This window comes from Pseudazoarcus sp. NS36 (assembly GCF_059703705.1).
Genome location: NZ_BAAKJA010000002.1, coordinates 279,677 through 296,427 on the forward strand (window position 1 = coordinate 279,677; position 16,751 = coordinate 296,427).

Sequence of the window (16,751 nt, forward strand, 5' to 3'; positions counted from 1 at the left end):
GCGTCAGAACGGCAACAGGGCCAGGAAGAAACGTTGCAGCCAGCCCATGCGGGTGGATTCGTCGATGAATCCGCTGCCCTTGTATTCGATGCGCGCATCGGCGACCTGCGTCGATTGCACGGTGTTCTGGGTGGTCACGTTGTTGGGATTGACCACGCCCGAGAATCGGATGAATTCGTTGCCCTGATTGATCGCCACCTGCTTTTCGCCCGACACCAGCAGGTTGCCGTTGGGGTACACGTCGATCACGGTAACGGTGATGGTGCCGGTGAAGGCATTGTTGGCCCCGGCCGCACCCTGCCCGGCAAAAGCCGATTCGGTTCCGGCATCCACGCTCAGCTGCCCGAGCTTGCCGATCGACACCCCGCCCAGCGCATTGATGCCGCCGGCGATGTTCGAAGAACGGTCGGCCGTGGCGTTTGCGCTCTTCTGCGCCGAGGTGCGCTCGACCAGGTTGATGGTGATGGTGTCGCCGACGTGGCGCGCGCGACGATCCTCGAACAGCGGGCGCACGGCGGCGTTCTGGTAGATCGAGCCGGTGGTCGGCACCGTCTGGCCCTGCATCTCGGGACGCACGCTCATCGGCTGATGCACGGCCGTGCTCGGCGTCGTGTAGATCGGCGAACACGCCGCCAGGAAGAGCAAGGCCAGCGGTGCGAAACGGAGCGGCGAAAACATCCCGGTGCCTCTTAGAGCTGCGTCAGACGGCCGAGCATCTGGTCGGAAGTCTGGATGGCGCGCGAATTGATCTCGTAGGCGCGCTGCGTGATGATCATGCTCACCAGTTCCTCGGCGACGTTCACGTTGGAAGTCTCGACATAGTTCTGGTTGAACACGCCGACCCCGTTGGTGCCGGGAGGCTGTTCGTTGGCCACGCCGCTCGACGCGGTTTCCAGATACAGGTTCTCGCCGATGCTCTGCAGGCCGCCCGGGTTGATGAAGGTGGCCAGCAGCAGCTGTCCGACCTCCTGAATGGTGTTGCCCGGCTGCAGCACGCTGACGGTGCCGTCCTTGCCGATGGTGATCGACAGCGCGTCTTCGGGAATGGTGATGCCGCCACCGACCAGATAGCCGCTGGCCGTCACGACCTGGCCCGCGTTGTCGAGCTGAAAGGAGCCGTCACGGGTGTAGCCGGTGACTCCGCCTTCCAGCTGGATGGGGATGAAACCGTTGCCCTGCACGGCGACGTCGAGCGCATTGCCGGTCTGCTGCAGGCTGCCCTGCGTGAAGATGCGCTCGGTGGCCACCACGCGCGTGCCGGTGCCGACCTGCAGGCCGCTGGAGATCTGGCTCTCGGCGGTCTGTTGGGCGCCCGGCTGGCGCAGCGTCTGATACAGCAGATCCTCGAACACCGCGCGCTGACGCTTGAAACCATTGGTCGAGACGTTGGCGAGGTTGTTGGAGATCACATCCAGCTGAGTCTGCTGGGCATCCAGGCCGGTACGCGCGGCCCACAGTGAGCGAATCATGTCGGTACTCCTTTGGCGGGGCGCCGCGGCGTAAAGGCCAGCGGGCCGACGGTGCCAGATTACGTCCGGCGGGCGCCACGTGATGCGGCGATTAAGGCCGGAAAAGCGCCCCTATTCCCTGAGGCGTCAGCGGTTGGAGAGCAGTTGCGCCGCAGCGCGGTCATTGGTCTCGGCGGTCTGCAGCATGCGTGTCTGCATCTCGAACTGACGCGCCAGCGAGATCATCGAAACCAGTTGGTCGACGACGTTGACGTTGCTGCCCTCGACGTAGCCGGAAGCGACTTCGATGCTTTCATCGGGCAACACCAGGGCATCCCCGGTGTAGCGGAACAGGCCGTCCTCGCCGCGCTCCAGCCCGGCTTCGGGCGGATTGACCAGCTTCATGTCGGCAACGACGTTGATGGTCGAGGCATTGCCGCCGGTCACCACCGAGATCGAACCGTCCTTGCCGATCACGACTTCGCTGTCGGGCGGCACCGTCACCGGGCCATCAACCCCCAGCACCGGACGCCCGGCGCGGGTCTGCAGGATGCCGTTGGCGCTGACCTCGAAGCTGCCGTCGCGCGTATAGGCCTCACTGCCGTCCGGCATGGAGACGGCGAACCAGCCCTTGCCCTTGATGGCGACGTCAAAATTGCGGCCCGTGAACTGCATCGGCCCCGGCGTGAAGTTGGTCGCCACGCTGGCGTCCACCGCGAAGGCGCGGGTGCGCAGCGCATCGGTCTGTACCTCGACCGCACGCAGCCGGTGTATTTCCGAACGGAAGCCGGTGGAATTGACGTTGGCGAGGTTGTTCGACACGGCAGCCTGCTGGTCCAGCGTGCTGCGGGCGCCTGTCATGGCGGTGTAGATCAGGCGATCCATGCCCTTCTCCCGGCGACCTGCGGCGGCGTCCCGCCATCAGGCCGCGTTGTACTTACCTGAGGTTGACGACCGTCTGCAGCAGCTGATCCTGGGTACGGATCGACTGGGCGTTGGCCTGGTAGTTGCGCTGCATGATGATGAGCTGCACCAGTTCGCGCGTGAGGTCGACGTTGGAGTCTTCCACCACGCCCGACGAGATCACGCCGTTCAGACCCGCGCCCGGCGGCTGCGGCTGGTTGGCGCCGGCGGCCGGGGTGGCTTCCCACAGGTTGTTACCCAGCGAGGTCAGCCCGTTCGGGTTGGTGAAGGTCATCAACTGCACCTGACCGAGGGCCTGGGTGCGGTTGTTGCTGTAGCGGCCCTGGATGGTGCCGGTACGGTCCACCGAGATGCCGACCAGACTGCCTTGGGTGAAACCGTTCTGACCGGTCTCGGTGACCGAGAAGGGGTCGCCGAACTGGGTCAGGCGCGACAGGTCGACCGTGAAGCCGAGCGGATCAACCGCCGGTCCGAGGTCGGTGGCCGGGAAGGTGAAGCTGGTACCGGCCGTGCCTCCGATCGGAATACCCGAGGTATCAAAGCTCAGCGTGCCGTCCGTGCCGTTGCTGATACGCTGGGCCGTACCGCCGTCAAGCGAGGCCCACACTTGCCAATCATTGACGCCACCCGGTTCGCGAGCGAAATACAGCGAAAGTGTGTGCTCCAGACCCAGGCTGTCGAAGACCGTCAGCGAGGTGGTCGAGTTGTAGCTGGCGGTATCTGCCGGATTGACGGCTACGGTCGGGTCAAGAAATGCCACTGCGGTATCGTCGGGCAGCGCTTCGGTCGCAACGTTGGCGGCGTCGACATCGGTGTCGAGGCTCCAGCCGGCGACGGCATCCCAGTTGAAGTTCAGGTCCAGCGCCTGATCCAGGGCCGGCAACGTATTGGTGACAGTCGCAGACAGGGTCGCGCTGGTTCCGTTGGTCAGCAAGTTGCCGGCGCTGACGGTCTGCGGCGTTACGCCGTCACCGGCGTCGATGACGTAGAAGGCTTCCCAGTCATCCCCGCCGGTCGCCTGGCGACGCAGGTACACATCGACGGTCTTGGTGTTGCCGTCGTTGCCAAGGAAGCTGACTTGGGTGAGCTGCGCGTCGTAGGTGGTGTTATCGGCGGGATCAAAGGCTGGCCATGCCGGCTGCGGCTGCACCGTCGGGTCCTGCTCGGCGTCCAGGTTGGCGACGAGACGAACACCCAAGGCGCCGGGCAGGTCGACAGTGGCGCGGGCTGCGATCGGCTCACTCGGCACGATCAGCGAAGTCAGCGCTCCGTTCGGGTTGACCACGCCGTTGACCGCCTGCACACCCTGCAGCCGGTCACCCACCGGCGTCGTGATGAAGCCGTCGGCATCCACCTCGAACTGCCCATTGCGGCTGAAGGCCTGACTGCCGTCGGAGCGCGCGATGATGAAGAAGCCGTTGCCGTTGATGGCCATGTCCAGCGGGTTGCCGGTGGAAGTCAGACCGCCCTGCGTGAAGGCCTGACGGACCACGTTGGACGCCGCGCCGATACCGACCTGACCGCTGGACGAAGCGCCCGTGAGCGCCGAAGCGAACACGTCGGAGAACAGCGCACTACCGGCCTTGAAGCCCACCGTCGAGGCGTTGGCGATGTTGTTGCTGGTGACGTCAATGGCTTTGGCCGACGCACTCAGACCGCTCAATGCTTGCTGGAATGCCATGGTGTCGCTCCGTCAGAGAATCTGCTTGATGTCGTTGAACTGGAAGATGCCGAGATTGCCGACCTGCAGGTCCGTGCTCTTGGGCCCGCGGATCACGCCGGTGACCTGACCGAACTCAAGCGCGCTGGCGTCCACCGCCTCGCCGCCGATGGTCGCCGTGACCTTCACCGAGTACAGACCGCCTGCGGCAGCCGAACCGTCAATGGTCGTGCCGTCCCACACGTAGTTGTGGCTGCCGGCCTCGAAGTCCTCGAAGTCGACCTTGGCCACTTCAAGACCTGAGCTGTCGCGGATCGACAAGGTCACCTTGTCGGCACCATTGGGCAGCTCAAAGCCACCGACAGCCCCGGCTTCGGTCAGCACCAGACCATCGCCCTCGACCAGCACGCCGCGTCCCACCAGCGCCGCGGCCTGCATGGCCTCGGCCGATTCCTGCCCGGCCAGCAGCTGCTGGAACATCGTGTTGAGACGCTCGATGCCATCGACGGTGCTCATCTGAGCAAGCTGCGAGGTCATCTCCGCGTTTTCCATCGGATTCATCGGGTCCTGGTTCTTCAGCTGGGTCGTCAGCAGCGTCAGGAAGCGGGTCTGGGAGTCCTCTTCCTTCTTGCCGGTCGACGTTGTTCCGGTGTTGAGCGCGGAATAGTCGTAACCCGTGGCGTTGACAGTACTCATCTCGATCTCCCGAAGGCCTCAGCCAATTACTGGCCGATGCTCAGCGTGCGCTGCAAAAGGGTCTTGGCCGTGTTCATGACTTCGACGTTGTTCTGGTAGGAACGCGACGCGGAGATCATGTTGACCATCTCCTCGACCACATTCACGTTGGGCATTTCGACATAGCCCTCGCCGTTGGCGGCGGGGTTGGTCGGGTCATACGTCAGGCGCATCGGCGCGGCGCTTTCGACCACCCCGGTCACCTTCACGCCCTGAGCCTCAGGCCCTGCAACCGGCACGGCCTGGAAAACCACCTGTTTGGCGCGGTAGGGCTGGCCATCCTCACCGACCACGCTGTCGGCGTTGGCAAGGTTGGAGGCCGTCGTGTTCAGCCGCAGCGACTGCGCACTGAGCGCCGAGCCGGCGATATTGAAGACGTTGAACATGCTCATGATTCAGCCTCCCTCGCTCACTGGCCCGTGATGGCGGTACGCATGCCGTTCAGCAGGCCGTTGATGAAGGTCACGCTGGCCTCGTAGTGCAGCGAGTTCTCGGCATAGGCAGCGCGCTCGACGTCCATATTCACGGTGTTGCCATCGACCGCCGACTGCAGCTCCTGACGAAAGCCGATATGGCCCTCGAAGGGCGTTGCACCAGCCACCGGCAAATGTCCCGCAGAAGTCGTCTTCATGTTCAGCGCCGCTCCCTGCTTACCCATCGCGCCGGCCAGTGCGCTGCGAAAATCAATGTCCTTGGCCTTGTAGTTCGGCGTGTCAGCGTTGGCGATGTTCGACGCCAGCAGTTCCTGGCGGCGGGCTTGCACATTCAGCGCGGTCTGATGGAACCGCAGTGCGTCATCGAGCATGGCTTTCATGCTTCACCTCTCGTATCTCGGTGTCCCGTCAAATGTTTCCGTCAGGGACAACTGCCCTATTGCAGCTTTCGTGCCAGCATCGTATGTCCGTGCCCTGCTCGCTCTTCGTCCGATAAGAGGCGGCTTTTCCGGCCAATTTCGCCGCTTTCGCCAGCTGCCTTGCCGCTCCGCCGGCAGTCTTTGCCGGTTGTCGTCACCCACTGCCGACACGCAGACCGCACGGGCCGGCACGGCACGCCACTTGCAAGCTCCGTGCCTTGCCGATGTGCCGACCACGTGATGCAATGCCGCCATGAATCGATTCGCCTGCCTCCTGTTCGCCTGTGCCTGCGCCCTGCCCGTTGGCGCCCCGGCCCAACAAGCCTCTGCCCCGGTGGAAGCCGCCGTGCGTGCCCTGCTCGAACGCGAAACACATGGCCTGCCCGGCGAGATCGAACTGGAGGTCGGTGTGCTCGCCCCGGCCAACCAACTGCCGCCCTGCGCTGCGCCAGAGGCGTTTCTGCCGTCCGGAGCAATCGCCTGGGGCCAGCTCAGCGTGGGCGTGCGCTGTACCTCGCCGGCGAACTGGACGGTATATCTGCCGGCGCGCGTGAAGGTCATTGCGGACTACGTGGTGGCGCGCAATGGCCTGCGCCCGGGACAGACCATCGGCCCGCAGGATCTGCGCCTGGAGCGTGGCGATCTGGCCGCCCAGTCCGGCAAGGTACTGAGTGATCCATCGCGCGCCATCGGGGTACGCACCAGCCGCGGCATCGCCGCCGGCAGCCCCCTGCGTGAAGAACACCTGCGGCTGCCGCCTGCGGTGGAATCGGGTCAGACCGTGAAGATCGTCGGTATCGGCAGCGGCTTTGAGATCGGCGGAGAAGGCCGTGCCCTCGGCCGCGCCGCCGACGGCGAAAGCGTGCGCGTACGCCTGCCCAACGGCAGCATCGTCAACGGTGTCGCACGGGCAGGCGGCGTGGTGGAACTGCGTTTCTGAAGCCGGTGTGCGATCATTGGGGCCGTTGTGACGGCGTCGCAGCGCGGATGAACGCAAGGCATCCACGCATGCGCAAAAAAACAAAAAATTTAATTCGCTAAAGTTTTCTGCAGGGCTGCCGTCCACTACATCAGGAACCCATTCGGGCCGCCCTCACTGGAGTACACACGTGAAGATCGAAGGAACCAGCAAAGGCGTCAGCTCCCCGCTCGCGGGTGAGAATCGCGCCAAACCCGCCAGCCCCGCGCCGCAAGGCAGTGGCGCCGGACAGTCGGGCACGGTTGAACTGTCACCGTTGTCGTCCAGCCTCGCCAAGGCCGAAGCCGCAGCCGCCGCAACCCCGGCGGTCGATCAGGCGCGCGTTGACGAAATCCGTCAGGCCATCAGCGAAGGCCGCTTCAAGATGGACGCCAACCGTATCGCCGACGGCCTGCTCAACAGTGTCCGCGAAATGCTGGGCAACGCCGGCAAGGCATGATCCCCGCCACCGCCCGCGTACGATTCGCTCAAGCCATCGACGCCGAACTCGCGTCGCTGGAGCGCTTTCGCGAACTGCTGCAGCGCGAGCAGGCCCTGCTCATCGCCGGCGACACCGAAGCGCTGATCTCGCTCACCCCGAAGAAATCTGCCCTCCATCAGCAACTGCAGCGCCAGCACGACGCGCTGAGCATGCTGCTCGGCCAGCACGGCATCGCCCCGTCCGCCGAATCCATCCGCCAGATCTGCGAAGGCCTGCCCGACGTACTCACGCGCTGGGACAGCATTCTCGACATCGGCGCCGAAGTGAAGTCGCTGAACGAACTCAACGGCAAGCTCATCCAGGAGCGCATGCAGAACAACCAGGCGGCACTGTCCGTCCTGCTCTCTGTTGCCGATCAGCCTTCGCTGTATGACGCGGACGGCAGCCCGCGCCCGAGCGGCCGCGGCCGCCACCTCGGCAGCGCCTGATTCCCGCATCCCGTTTCATGCCTTGCGGTAGGCACCCCGCCCCCGCAGCGGTTATGCTTGTGCGCCGCCATCCCACGGACCCTCGCAAGCATCCATGACAGGCAAGACCTACGACGAATCCTCCTTCCGCGTCCTCAAGGGACTGGAGCCGGTGCGCGAACGCCCGGGCATGTACACCCGCACCGACTCGCCCGCCCACATCATCCAGGAAGTCATCGACAACGCCGCCGACGAGGCGCTCGGCGGCTTCGCCAAGAAGATCCACGTCACGCTGCATCTGGACGGCTCGGTTACGGTGGCCGACGACGGCCGCGGCATCCCGGTCGGCCTGCACCCCGAGGAAGGCGTGCCGGTGGTGGTGCTGGCCTATACCCGGCTGCACGCGGGCGGCAAGTTCGACAAGCGCGAGGGCAACAGCGCCTATGCCTTCTCCGGCGGCCTGCACGGCGTCGGTGTGGCGGTGACCAATGCGCTGTCGACGCGCGTAGAGCTTGAGGTCAAGCGCGAGGGCAAGATCCACCGTATTGATTTCGCCGACGGCGGCGAGCACATCGGCCAGATCCGCGTCGAAGGCGAGTGCGGCCGCCAGAGCGGCACACGGGTGCGCGTGTGGCCAGACCCGAAATACTTCGAAGCGCCGCGTGTACCGCTCAACGAACTCGAACGTCTGCTGCGCAGCAAAGCGGTGCTGCTGCCCGGCGTTTCAGTACGCCTCGACACCGAACAGGCCAACGGACCGGCGCTGTCGAAGACCTGGAGCTACCCCGAAGGCCTGGCCGGCTACATGCGCGAAGTCGCCGGTGAGCAGGAACCGGTCGCACCGATCTACACCGCCGAGTCCTACGCCGGCCGCGATGACGCCAGCTACGCAGCCGGTGAAGGCGCGGCCTGGGCGATTGCCTGGTTCGAGTACGCCGTGCCGAGCGAATCCTACGTAAACCTGATTCCGACGGTGGCCGGCGGCACCCATGAATCCGGCCTGCGCGCCGGCGTGTTCGAGGCGGTCAAGACCTTCATCGAGCACCACGCCCTGCTGCCCCGCGGCGTCAAGCTGCAGCAGGAAGATGTGTGTTCGCGCATGAGCTTCGTGCTCTCCGCCCGCCTGCTCGACCCCCAGTTCCAGGGCCAGGTGAAGGAAAAGCTCAACTCGCGCGAAGCGGTGAAGCTGGTTTCCAGCCAGATCCGCGACCCCTTCGAGATCTGGCTCAACAACCACGTCGAGGCTGGTCGCGCGATTGCCGAGCTGTCGATCAAGCAGGCGCTCGCTCGCCAGAAAAACGCGCAGAAGGTCGAGAAAAAGAAGACCTCCGGCGTGGCTGTGCTGCCCGGCAAGCTGTCTGACTGCGAATCCGAAGACATCACCGAAAACGAACTTTTCCTCGTAGAGGGCGACTCGGCCGGCGGTTCGGCCAAGATGGCGCGCAACAAGGAAACCCAGGCCATCCTGCCGCTGCGCGGCAAGGTGCAGAATTCCTGGGAAATCGACCCCGACCGCCTGCTCGCCAACAACGAGATCCACGACATCGCAGTGGCGCTCGGCGTGGATGCCCACACGGCCGACAGCGCGCCGGACCTTTCCGGCCTGCGCTACGGCAAGATCGTCATCATGTCGGATGCCGACGTCGACGGCGCTCACATCCAGACCTTGCTGCTGACGCTGTTCTTCCGCCACTTCCCCAAGCTCATCGAACGCGGCCACGTGTATGTGGCTCAACCGCCGCTGTACCGCGTAGATGTACCGGCGCAAGGCAAGAAGCGCCCGGCACGACGCCTGTACGCGCTCGACGACGGCGAACTCACGGCCATCCGCGACCGCGCCACGCAGGAGGGCTTCAAGCCCGAAGCGCTGGAAGTCGGCCGCTTCAAGGGCCTGGGCGAAATGAACCCCGAGCAGTTGCGCGAAACCACCATGGATCCGGCCACCCGCCGCGTGCTGCCGGTGCACGTGCGCCCAGGCGCCTTCGACGACACGCTGAAGATGTTCACGCTGCTGATGGGCAAGGGCGAAGCCTCCGGCCGCCGCGCGTGGATGGAAGAGAAAGGCGACAGCGTCGAAGCCGACGTGTGACAACCGAAACCCGACACTGACATTCGATGACCGACCACACCGACGACATCCTCGACCTGACACCCCCCGCCCCACCCGCTGAGCCGCCTGTGCAGGAATTGGGCGACGACGCGCTGCCGCTCGACCGCTTTGCCGAGCAGGCCTACCTCGCCTACGCCATGAGCGTGGTGCGCTCGCGCGCGCTGCCGCAGGTGGAGGACGGCTTGAAGCCCGTGCAGCGTCGCATCCTGTACGCGATGAACGAGATGCGTCTGTCGGCCACCTCGAAACACGTGAAGTCCGCGCGCGTGGTGGGTGACGTGATCGGCAAGTACCACCCGCACGGCGACTCTTCGGTGTACGACGCCATGGTGCGCGTGGCGCAGGATTTCTCGCTGCGCTATCCGCTGGTCGACGGCCAGGGCAACTTCGGTTCGCGCGACGGCGACTCGGCGGCGGCCATGCGCTACACGGAATGTCGCCTCACGCCGATCGCTGACCTGCTGCTGTCCGAAATCGATCGCGGCACGGTGGATTTTCTGCCCAACTACGACGGCGCCTTTCACGAACCGCAGTTCCTGCCCGCGCGCCTGCCCTTCGCGCTGCTCAACGGCGCCTCCGGTATCGCGGTCGGCATGGCCACGGAGATTCCGCCGCACAACCTGACTGAAGTCGCCGAGGCCACCTGCGAGCTGATCCGCAACCCGAACGCCGGGCTGGACGACATCCTGCCGTTGCTGCCGGGGCCGGACTACCCCGGCGGCGGGCAGATCATCTCGTCGCCCGAGACCATCCGAGAAGCCTATGCCTCGGGTCGCGGCAGCCTGCGCCTGCGCGCACGCTGGCACTTCGAAGAGCTGGCTCGCGGGCAGTGGCGCGTGATCGTCGACGAGCTGCCGCAAGGGGTATCCACCGCGCAAGTGCTGTCCGAAATCGAAACGCTGACCAATCCGCAACCGCGCACGGGCAAGAAGGACGTTTCGCAGGAGCAGAAGAACCTCAAGCAACTGGTGCTCGGCGCGGTCGAATCCGTGCGCGACGAATCCAGCGACAAGGCGCCGGTGCGGCTGGTGCTGGAGCCACGCTCCAGCCGCCAGAGCCGGGACGAGTTCATGGCCATCCTGCTCGCGCACACGGCGCTGGAAACCTCGTCGTCGATCAACATGACCATGATCGGCCGCGACGGCCGGCCGCAGCAGAAGAATCTGGTTCAGGTGCTGCGTGAGTGGATCGACTTCCGCTACGTCACGGTCGAGCGCCGCACGCGACATCGCCTCAGCGAGGTCGACCGCCGCATCCACATCCTCGAGGGCCGGATGATCGCCTACCTCAACATCGAGGAAGTGATCCGCGTCATCCGCGAGTCGGACGAACCCAAGCCGGCACTGATCGAGGCCTTTGGCCTGACCGAGGTGCAGGCCGAGGACATTCTCGAAATCCGCCTGCGTCAGCTCGCACGGCTCGAAGGTATCCGTATCGAGAAGGAACTGGCCGAACTTCGCGAGGAGCGCGAGGGCCTGCAGACCCTGCTCGACAGCCGCAGTGCGATGACCAGGCTGATCCTCAAGGAAATCCGCGAAGACGCCAAGAAGTACGGCGACGACCGCCGCACGACCATAGAAGCCGTAGCCTCAGTCGCACCGGCCGAGATCAGCGTGCCCGACGAACCGGTCACCGTGGTGGTTTCGCACAACGGCTGGGTACGCTCGCGCCAGGGCCACGGCATCGACCCGAACAGCATCTCGTACAAAGCCGGCGACCATGCCTTCGCGGTCATCGAGACGCGCACCGTATGGCCGCTGATCGTCATCGACACCAAGGGCCGCGCCTACACCATCAAGGTCTCCGACCTGCCGGGCGGACGTGGCGACGGCTCGCCCATCACCACGCTGGTCGAATTCCAGGACGGCGCCAAGCTGGCGCGCCTAGTCTCGGCAGCCCCCGACACAAGTTGGTTCTTTGCCAACTCGGGCGGCTACGGTTTCATCTGCACGATTGGCGACGCCAGCAGCCGCCAACGCGCTGGCAAAGCCTTCATGACGCTGGAGAAAGGCGAGAAGGTGCTCGAGCCTGCGCCAGTGCTGGGCGACTGGATTGCGTCGGTGTCAGAGAACGGCCGCATCCTGGTGTTCGGGCGCAGCGAGATGAAGGTACAGGCGGGCGGGCGCGGGGTGATCGTGATGGGGCTGGACGAAGGCGAATCGCTGGCGGCAATCGCCGTACCAGCGCCAGAGGCTTCGCTCACCGTGACCGGCACCGGGCGCGGCGGCAAGACTACCGAACTGGAAATCAAGCCGGCTCAGATAGAAGGCCTGCGCTTCCGCCGTGCGCGCAAGGGCGCCACGCTCAACCGCAATTTGCGTCCGGTGGCTTTGCGCTGACACGCAGGTCGCGTTGCGCCAAAGGCGAAAGCGCCCTCGGGCAACATCAAGCGCAGCATCGCAATCCGCTGCGCTCATCGCGACCTACAGCAGCACTTCGGGCGGAATCCCGCGGCGCTTGATCGACTGACGCAACTGGCCCAGCGCTTCAAGCTGGATCTGGCGCACGCGTTCACGCGTCAGGCCAAGCTGCACAGCCAGCTCTTCGAGCGTCATGATTTCGCACTCGTCGATGCCGTAGCGGTGACGGATCACGGTGCGCTGCTTCTCGGTGAGCTTGCTGATCCAGTCGCGCACGAGGTCCTCGACCTCATGGCTCTGGATGGTCATATCCACCGGACAGGCTTGATCGTCGGCGAGTGACTCGCCAATAGAGAGATTCGGATCGATATCCAGCGGCGCATCGAGCGAGGCGGTGTGCTCGCCCAGCGTCAGCAAGCCACGCACCTCGTCGAGGCTTTTACCGGTGGCCGCCGAGACATCCTCGAGCGTGTACTCGCCGTTGCCCAACGCCGCCAGCTTGCGCTGCGCCCGCAGGACCTGATTCAATTCCTTGACGACATGTACGGGCAGGCGGATGGTGCGCGACTGGTTCATGATCGCGCGCTCGATGTTCTGGCGGATCCACCAGGTGGCGTAGGTCGAAAAACGGAAACCGCGCTCGGGATCGAACTTGTCGAGTGCGTGCATCAGGCCGAGATTGCCTTCCTCGACCAGATCGAGCAGCGGAATACCGCGATTGAGATAGTGCTTGGCGATGTTTACGACCAGGCGCAGATTGCGCTCGATCATGGTCTGCCGGGCTTCGAAATCACCCGTCTTGACGCGGCGGGTGAGCACCCCTTCCTCTTGCGCGGTCAGCAGCGGATTGGCGCCGATCTCGTTGAGATAGATCTGCGTGACGTCGCTGAGGAAATCACTCTCGGATGAAACCGCCGGCGTTGCCGCAGGCTCGCCCAGCGCTTCGACCTCGGGCGGCAAATCCGGCTCGTTCGCAACGTCTTCCTCGTCGTTCTCGGCCGGATCGTACATGCCCCCTCCGTCGTGTCAGCGCGCCGGCAAATACTGCATCGGATCCACCGGCCGCCCCTGTCGCCGAATCTCGAAATGAAGCTTCGGGCGATCGGTATCGGTACTGCCCATCTCTGCGATCTTCTGCCCTTGCGTCACCTTGTCGCCCTCTTTGACGAGTAGCGTCTGGTTGTGCGCGTAGGCGGTGTAGTAGTCGCCGTCGTGGTTGATGATGACCAGTTTTCCATACCCGCGCAAGCCGCTGCCGGAGTAGGCCACACTGCCCGCAGCCGAAGCCAGGACAGGATCTCCGGGCTTGCCGGCAATATCCACGCCCTTGTTCGCACTCTCGTCGAACTTCTCGATCACGGGCCCGTTCGCGGGCCACAGCCACGGCACCGGCTTCGCCAGCGGCGCTTGGGCAGGCGGCGCTGCGGGTGTCGGGCTCGGCGTCGACGGCGCTCCTGGAGATGGCATGGGGATCAACTGTGGCCGTGGATTGACCGCGGCCCAGGCCTGATCGGTATAGGGAACAACCCCGCCGACAGGCTCTTCAAGCAACTGCGGCAAGGCCGGCGTGGTGCCGACCGAATCCCCGCTCAGGTCGATCGGCTGAATGATCACGCCGTCGGCGGGCGCAACGAACCCATCCGGCGCCACTACGCGCAGACGTTGTCCGACCTTGATCTGATCAGGATTGGTCAGCCCGTTCCAGCTCACCAGCTCCGCCAGCGTCCGGTTATACGTCCGACTGATGCCCAGCAAGGTATCCCCTGGACGCACTTCATGAATCTTGCCATCCTGGGCGATAACGCGCGTGGGCTGCCCGGAGGCGCCTCCACGCACCGGCGCCGGCAACTGTGACAGGCAGCCCGTCAACAGAATGACCGAAGCCACCACCCCCAGCATGCGAGTCATACGACGCGATTTGCACAAAATATTCATTCCAGTCCTTCCAGCAATGGCACGAAGCGAACTGCCTCATGCCGGCTGAGCTTGAATCCGTCACGGCCGCGCTCGACCATCACAAGTGACTGTTCAGCGCCCGTACCCACCGGCACCAACAGACGGCCACCCGGCGCGAGCTGCTCCTTGAGTGCTGCCGGCACGTCCCGTCCCGCCGCAGCAACGATGATGGTGTCGAACGGCGCAACCTCTGGCAAGCCCATGACACCATCCGCATGTTTCAGACGCAGGTTTGCGCGCCGAAGAGGTCGAAGATTCTCCTTCGCACGTTCCAGCAGAGGCCGGATGCGCTCTACCGAAAACACCTCGGACGCAACGAAGGACAACACGGCCGCCTGATAGCCACAACCGGCTCCGACCTCAAGCGTACGCCCGAGTTCGCGGCCACCTGCGCGCAGCATCTCGATCATTCGCGCAACCACATAGGGCTGGGAGATGGTCTGCTGATAACCGATCGGCAGCGGGGTATCGTCATACACACTGAACGCCAACCCTTTGTCGACAAAAGCTGCTCGCGGCACGCGCAACATGGCGTCCAGCACCTTCTCGTCACGAATTCCCTGCTGCCGAAGACGTTCGATCATACGAGCCAGCGCACGATTGCCGGCCGGATGCCCTTGCATGCCCATACTCAGGATTCCAACCATTCGGTCACGGCCGGAATCTGGCCGTTGTGGGTCAGGTCCATACGCAACGGGGTCACCGAGACGAAGCCCTCCTCCACAGCATTGAAATCCGTGCCGGCGCCGGCATCGGCCGCCTTGCCGGCAGGCCCGATCCAGTACACGGTCTCTCCCCGCGGATTGTTGCCGCGGATCACCGGCTCGGCCTTGTGGCGCTTGCCCAGACGCGTAACGCGCGTACCGCGGATGGACTCAAAGGGGATGTCCGGAATATTCACGTTCAGCAGCACCGGCTCCCGGAACGGCTGCTCGATGAAGCGCGCAACGAAGTCGCGCGCGACCCGCGCGGCGCCACGAAAATCGCTGGCCGATTTACTTGCCAGCGAAAACGCGATGGCCGGCACGCCCAGCAAAAAACCTTCGGTCGCCGCCGCCACGGTGCCGGAGTAAATGGTGTCGTCGCCCATGTTGGCGCCGTGATTGATGCCCGACACCACCATGTCGGGCAGGTGGTCGAACATGCCGGTGACCGCCAGATGCACGCAGTCGGTTGGCGTGCCATTGACGAAATGAAAGCCATTGGCCGCGGTGCGCAGCGACAGCGGCCGATCCAGCGTCAGCGAATTGCTCGCGCCACTGCGATCCCGCTCCGGCGCCACCACGGTGATGTCGCCCAGCTCCTCCAGCGCCTCGGCCAGCGCGGCCAGTCCAGGAGCGAAATAGCCGTCGTCGTTGCTAATCAGAATGCGCATGGGAATCGGGAGGCAGCGCCGTCAGGGACGCTCTTGCAATGTTAGGGCAGGCGACGAGTCTAGCAGTTTGGCGATTGGCCGACCACGTTACGCCCTCAACAACAGCTTAGGAAGGTCTCTATACCGGAAACGCGGAATCCAGCATCGTCGAAACCAATACTCCTCTCCAAGTGGCCTGCTGCCGGTTCGGCTGACACGAACACCAAAGTTTTTTTAGCCATCTCGAACCGTACCGGGCTGAGGTAATCGAGGGTTGAGTGACGTCTGAACGGATTGCAGAAACGCTCAATGTAATAGAACACGTAAGTACGCGCTTCATCGCCGGTCCGATACACATTTGCGCGCAATCCGCTCGGTCTTCAATGAACTGAAGAAGCTCTCCATCGCGGAGCGGCCCCAGACCTCGCACGCTCGGCGTATGCTGCAGGTGATGCCCCGTTCGCTGAGCAACCCTTGAAGTGCGCGCGGGTGTATTGACTGCCCTGATCCGCGTGATGCAGCAGCAATGCCGGCTTGCCCGTCGTCAGACGGCCATCATCGTCGCATCGACGCCCCCCTGCGAGCTCATGCTCGCCCGCATTGACCAGCCCACAATCCGCCCCGAGTACAGATCAAGCATGGCCGAAGTGTATAGCCAGCGCTGAGCGGTCAAGATACTGGTGAAGTCTGCCACCCACTTCTGAGTCGGGCCGTCCGCCAGGAACTGACGGTCGAGCACGTTGGCGGCCACTGCGGTGCGCTCCCCACGGTTCTTGGGCAGAGGCCGCGCCTGCGCGGGCGGGAACGCAGCCCGAACGCTCGCATGAGTCGTTCGATACGTGATTGACCCTGCTCCAGAACGTCGTGTCAGACGCCTCGAGCACCATAGGCACGGTCGCTCAACACAAAGCTTTGACAGGTCCGGCCGCCAAGCGGCTCATCGCGTCGGCCGCGCTCGCTGCGCGGGCGGATTAGCCGCCCGTAAAGGCCACCACGTGAGACAACGAGCGCCTCGCACATCAGATTCACCTGCCCAGACCCCTCGGTGTTTCGGCACGAAACCAAATCTCACATCGACTCCTTCGCAAAGTAGACCGGGGCATTTTTCAGAATGTCGCGTGCCAGCTTGAGCTTAGCCACTGCCTTTGCGCAGCCGACCAATTTCAGCGTCAGCGGACTTCATCTGCCACTGACCCAGCCCCCTCGGCACCACCCTATCGTTGCAAGCGAACTCATTTTCGCAAGACGTTCTCATGAGCATCCAGACCACGTGCTGCCTAACGGATCGATACGCCGCCGGAAACGACAAGCCTCACCAACTCCTGCTTGAACTCCCGGCTGTACTGCCTTCTTGTCTTCATCTGCCACTCCTGCCTCGGCCAATACCTTAAAAAGCAGCAACGAAACCGGCGGCAAGCCATTCAATATGTCGCCATATTGAGCCTGAGCTAATTGACAGCCGGGTGTAGTATCGTGCCCCACCT

At 64.2% G+C, this 16,751-nt stretch carries 16 protein-coding genes and 1 pseudogene; 5 read left to right on the forward strand and 12 right to left on the reverse strand.

The genetic code is table 11. The features are described 5' to 3' along the window. Positions 1-3: 3 nt before the first annotated feature. From AC6H0R_RS04450 to flgB, 7 genes are all read right to left on the reverse strand, one after another. Positions 4-678, reverse strand: coding sequence for a flagellar basal body L-ring protein FlgH (locus AC6H0R_RS04450; protein WP_497580133.1), 675 nt, complete (start codon positions 676-678; stop codon positions 4-6). Positions 679-689: 11 nt separating this feature from the next. Beyond that, the gene (gene flgG, locus AC6H0R_RS04455; protein ID WP_497580134.1) at positions 690-1,469 is read right to left on the reverse strand and encodes a flagellar basal-body rod protein FlgG; all 780 of its coding nucleotides are present in this window, start codon (positions 1,467-1,469) and stop codon (positions 690-692) included. Positions 1,470-1,595: 126 nt separating this feature from the next. Next, positions 1,596-2,333, reverse strand: a complete 738-nt coding sequence (flgF, locus tag AC6H0R_RS04460) for a flagellar basal-body rod protein FlgF (RefSeq protein WP_497580135.1) — start codon at positions 2,331-2,333, stop codon at positions 1,596-1,598. A 52-nt stretch (positions 2,334-2,385) separates the two neighbouring features. Further along, entirely contained in the window at positions 2,386-4,053 is a 1,668-nt protein-coding gene (locus tag AC6H0R_RS04465; RefSeq protein WP_497580136.1) for a flagellar hook protein FlgE, read from the reverse strand. A gap of 12 nt (positions 4,054-4,065) precedes the next feature. Continuing rightward, a complete protein-coding gene (locus tag AC6H0R_RS04470) occupies positions 4,066-4,728 on the reverse strand; it encodes a flagellar hook assembly protein FlgD (RefSeq protein ID WP_497580137.1) in 663 nt (220 codons plus the stop codon). Between the two features lie 26 nt (positions 4,729-4,754). After that, a complete protein-coding gene (flgC, locus tag AC6H0R_RS04475) occupies positions 4,755-5,159 on the reverse strand; it encodes a flagellar basal body rod protein FlgC (RefSeq protein WP_497580138.1) in 405 nt (134 codons plus the stop codon). 17 nt (positions 5,160-5,176) lie between these two features. Beyond that, positions 5,177-5,581 (reverse strand): flagellar basal body rod protein FlgB, encoded by a 405-nt coding sequence (gene flgB, locus AC6H0R_RS04480; RefSeq protein WP_497580139.1) that lies wholly within the window; start codon positions 5,579-5,581, stop codon positions 5,177-5,179. A 292-nt stretch (positions 5,582-5,873) separates the two neighbouring features. On the opposite strand from flgB, the gene flgA reads away from it, so the two are divergent. The 5 genes from flgA to parC all read left to right on the forward strand — a co-directional run bounded on the left by flgA (position 5,874) and on the right by parC (position 11,936). Continuing rightward, positions 5,874-6,560 (forward strand): flagellar basal body P-ring formation chaperone FlgA, encoded by a 687-nt coding sequence (gene flgA / locus AC6H0R_RS04485; RefSeq protein ID WP_497580140.1) that lies wholly within the window; start codon positions 5,874-5,876, stop codon positions 6,558-6,560. A 169-nt stretch (positions 6,561-6,729) separates the two neighbouring features. Next, the gene (flgM, locus tag AC6H0R_RS04490; protein WP_497580141.1) at positions 6,730-7,038 is read left to right on the forward strand and encodes a flagellar biosynthesis anti-sigma factor FlgM; all 309 of its coding nucleotides are present in this window, start codon (positions 6,730-6,732) and stop codon (positions 7,036-7,038) included. Then, positions 7,035-7,508, forward strand: coding sequence for a flagella synthesis protein FlgN (locus AC6H0R_RS04495; protein WP_497580142.1), 474 nt, complete (start codon positions 7,035-7,037; stop codon positions 7,506-7,508). The genes flgM and AC6H0R_RS04495 overlap by 4 nt, the downstream gene beginning before the upstream one ends. 94 nt (positions 7,509-7,602) lie before the next feature. After that, a complete protein-coding gene (locus tag AC6H0R_RS04500) occupies positions 7,603-9,576 on the forward strand; it encodes a DNA topoisomerase IV subunit B (RefSeq protein WP_497580143.1) in 1,974 nt (657 codons plus the stop codon). 26 nt (positions 9,577-9,602) lie between these two features. Next, on the forward strand, positions 9,603-11,936 hold the full coding sequence (gene parC / locus AC6H0R_RS04505) for a DNA topoisomerase IV subunit A (RefSeq protein ID WP_497580144.1): 2,334 nt from the start codon (positions 9,603-9,605) through the stop codon (positions 11,934-11,936). Positions 11,937-12,020: 84 nt separating this feature from the next. Here parC and rpoS read toward each other — a convergent pair whose 3' ends face one another. From rpoS to AC6H0R_RS04530, 5 genes and pseudogenes are all read right to left on the reverse strand, one after another. After that, positions 12,021-12,968 (reverse strand): RNA polymerase sigma factor RpoS, encoded by a 948-nt coding sequence (gene rpoS / locus AC6H0R_RS04510; RefSeq protein ID WP_497580145.1) that lies wholly within the window; start codon positions 12,966-12,968, stop codon positions 12,021-12,023. Between the two features lie 15 nt (positions 12,969-12,983). Continuing rightward, positions 12,984-13,892 carry a peptidoglycan DD-metalloendopeptidase family protein gene (locus tag AC6H0R_RS04515; protein ID WP_497580146.1) on the reverse strand — a complete coding sequence of 303 codons (909 nt, stop codon included), beginning with the start codon at positions 13,890-13,892 and terminating at the stop codon, positions 12,984-12,986. Next, on the reverse strand, positions 13,889-14,536 hold the full coding sequence (locus AC6H0R_RS04520) for a protein-L-isoaspartate(D-aspartate) O-methyltransferase (protein WP_497580147.1): 648 nt from the start codon (positions 14,534-14,536) through the stop codon (positions 13,889-13,891). The genes AC6H0R_RS04515 and AC6H0R_RS04520 overlap by 4 nt, the downstream gene beginning before the upstream one ends. 8 nt (positions 14,537-14,544) lie before the next feature. Next, a complete protein-coding gene (surE, locus tag AC6H0R_RS04525) occupies positions 14,545-15,288 on the reverse strand; it encodes a 5'/3'-nucleotidase SurE (RefSeq protein WP_497580148.1) in 744 nt (247 codons plus the stop codon). Between the two features lie 221 nt (positions 15,289-15,509). After that, positions 15,510-16,628: pseudogene (locus AC6H0R_RS04530) on the reverse strand (IS3 family transposase); the annotation flags it as partial. Positions 16,629-16,751: the final 123 nt, after the last annotated feature.

What these genes read in the sequence shown, in the direction of transcription:
- AC6H0R_RS04450 (WP_497580133.1), bottom strand. Translation starts at nt 678, where the DNA reads ATGTTTTCGCCGCTCCGTTTCGCACCGCTGGCCTTGCTCTTCCTGGCG.
- flgG (WP_497580134.1), bottom strand. Translation starts at nt 1,469, where the DNA reads ATGATTCGCTCACTGTGGGCCGCGCGTACCGGCCTGGATGCCCAGCAG.
- flgF (WP_497580135.1), bottom strand. Translation starts at nt 2,333, where the DNA reads ATGGATCGCCTGATCTACACCGCCATGACAGGCGCCCGCAGCACGCTG.
- AC6H0R_RS04465 (WP_497580136.1), bottom strand. Translation starts at nt 4,053, where the DNA reads ATGGCATTCCAGCAAGCATTGAGCGGTCTGAGTGCGTCGGCCAAAGCC.
- AC6H0R_RS04470 (WP_497580137.1), bottom strand. Translation starts at nt 4,728, where the DNA reads ATGAGTACTGTCAACGCCACGGGTTACGACTATTCCGCGCTCAACACC.
- flgC (WP_497580138.1), bottom strand. Translation starts at nt 5,159, where the DNA reads ATGAGCATGTTCAACGTCTTCAATATCGCCGGCTCGGCGCTCAGTGCG.
- flgB (WP_497580139.1), bottom strand. Translation starts at nt 5,581, where the DNA reads ATGAAAGCCATGCTCGATGACGCACTGCGGTTCCATCAGACCGCGCTG.
- flgA (WP_497580140.1), top strand. Translation starts at nt 5,874, where the DNA reads ATGAATCGATTCGCCTGCCTCCTGTTCGCCTGTGCCTGCGCCCTGCCC.
- AC6H0R_RS04495 (WP_497580142.1), top strand. Translation starts at nt 7,035, where the DNA reads ATGATCCCCGCCACCGCCCGCGTACGATTCGCTCAAGCCATCGACGCC.
- AC6H0R_RS04500 (WP_497580143.1), top strand. Translation starts at nt 7,603, where the DNA reads ATGACAGGCAAGACCTACGACGAATCCTCCTTCCGCGTCCTCAAGGGA.
- parC (WP_497580144.1), top strand. Translation starts at nt 9,603, where the DNA reads ATGACCGACCACACCGACGACATCCTCGACCTGACACCCCCCGCCCCA.
- rpoS (WP_497580145.1), bottom strand. Translation starts at nt 12,968, where the DNA reads ATGTACGATCCGGCCGAGAACGACGAGGAAGACGTTGCGAACGAGCCG.
- AC6H0R_RS04515 (WP_497580146.1), bottom strand. Translation starts at nt 13,892, where the DNA reads ATGAATATTTTGTGCAAATCGCGTCGTATGACTCGCATGCTGGGGGTG.
- AC6H0R_RS04520 (WP_497580147.1), bottom strand. Translation starts at nt 14,536, where the DNA reads ATGCAAGGGCATCCGGCCGGCAATCGTGCGCTGGCTCGTATGATCGAA.
- surE (WP_497580148.1), bottom strand. Translation starts at nt 15,288, where the DNA reads ATGCGCATTCTGATTAGCAACGACGACGGCTATTTCGCTCCTGGACTG.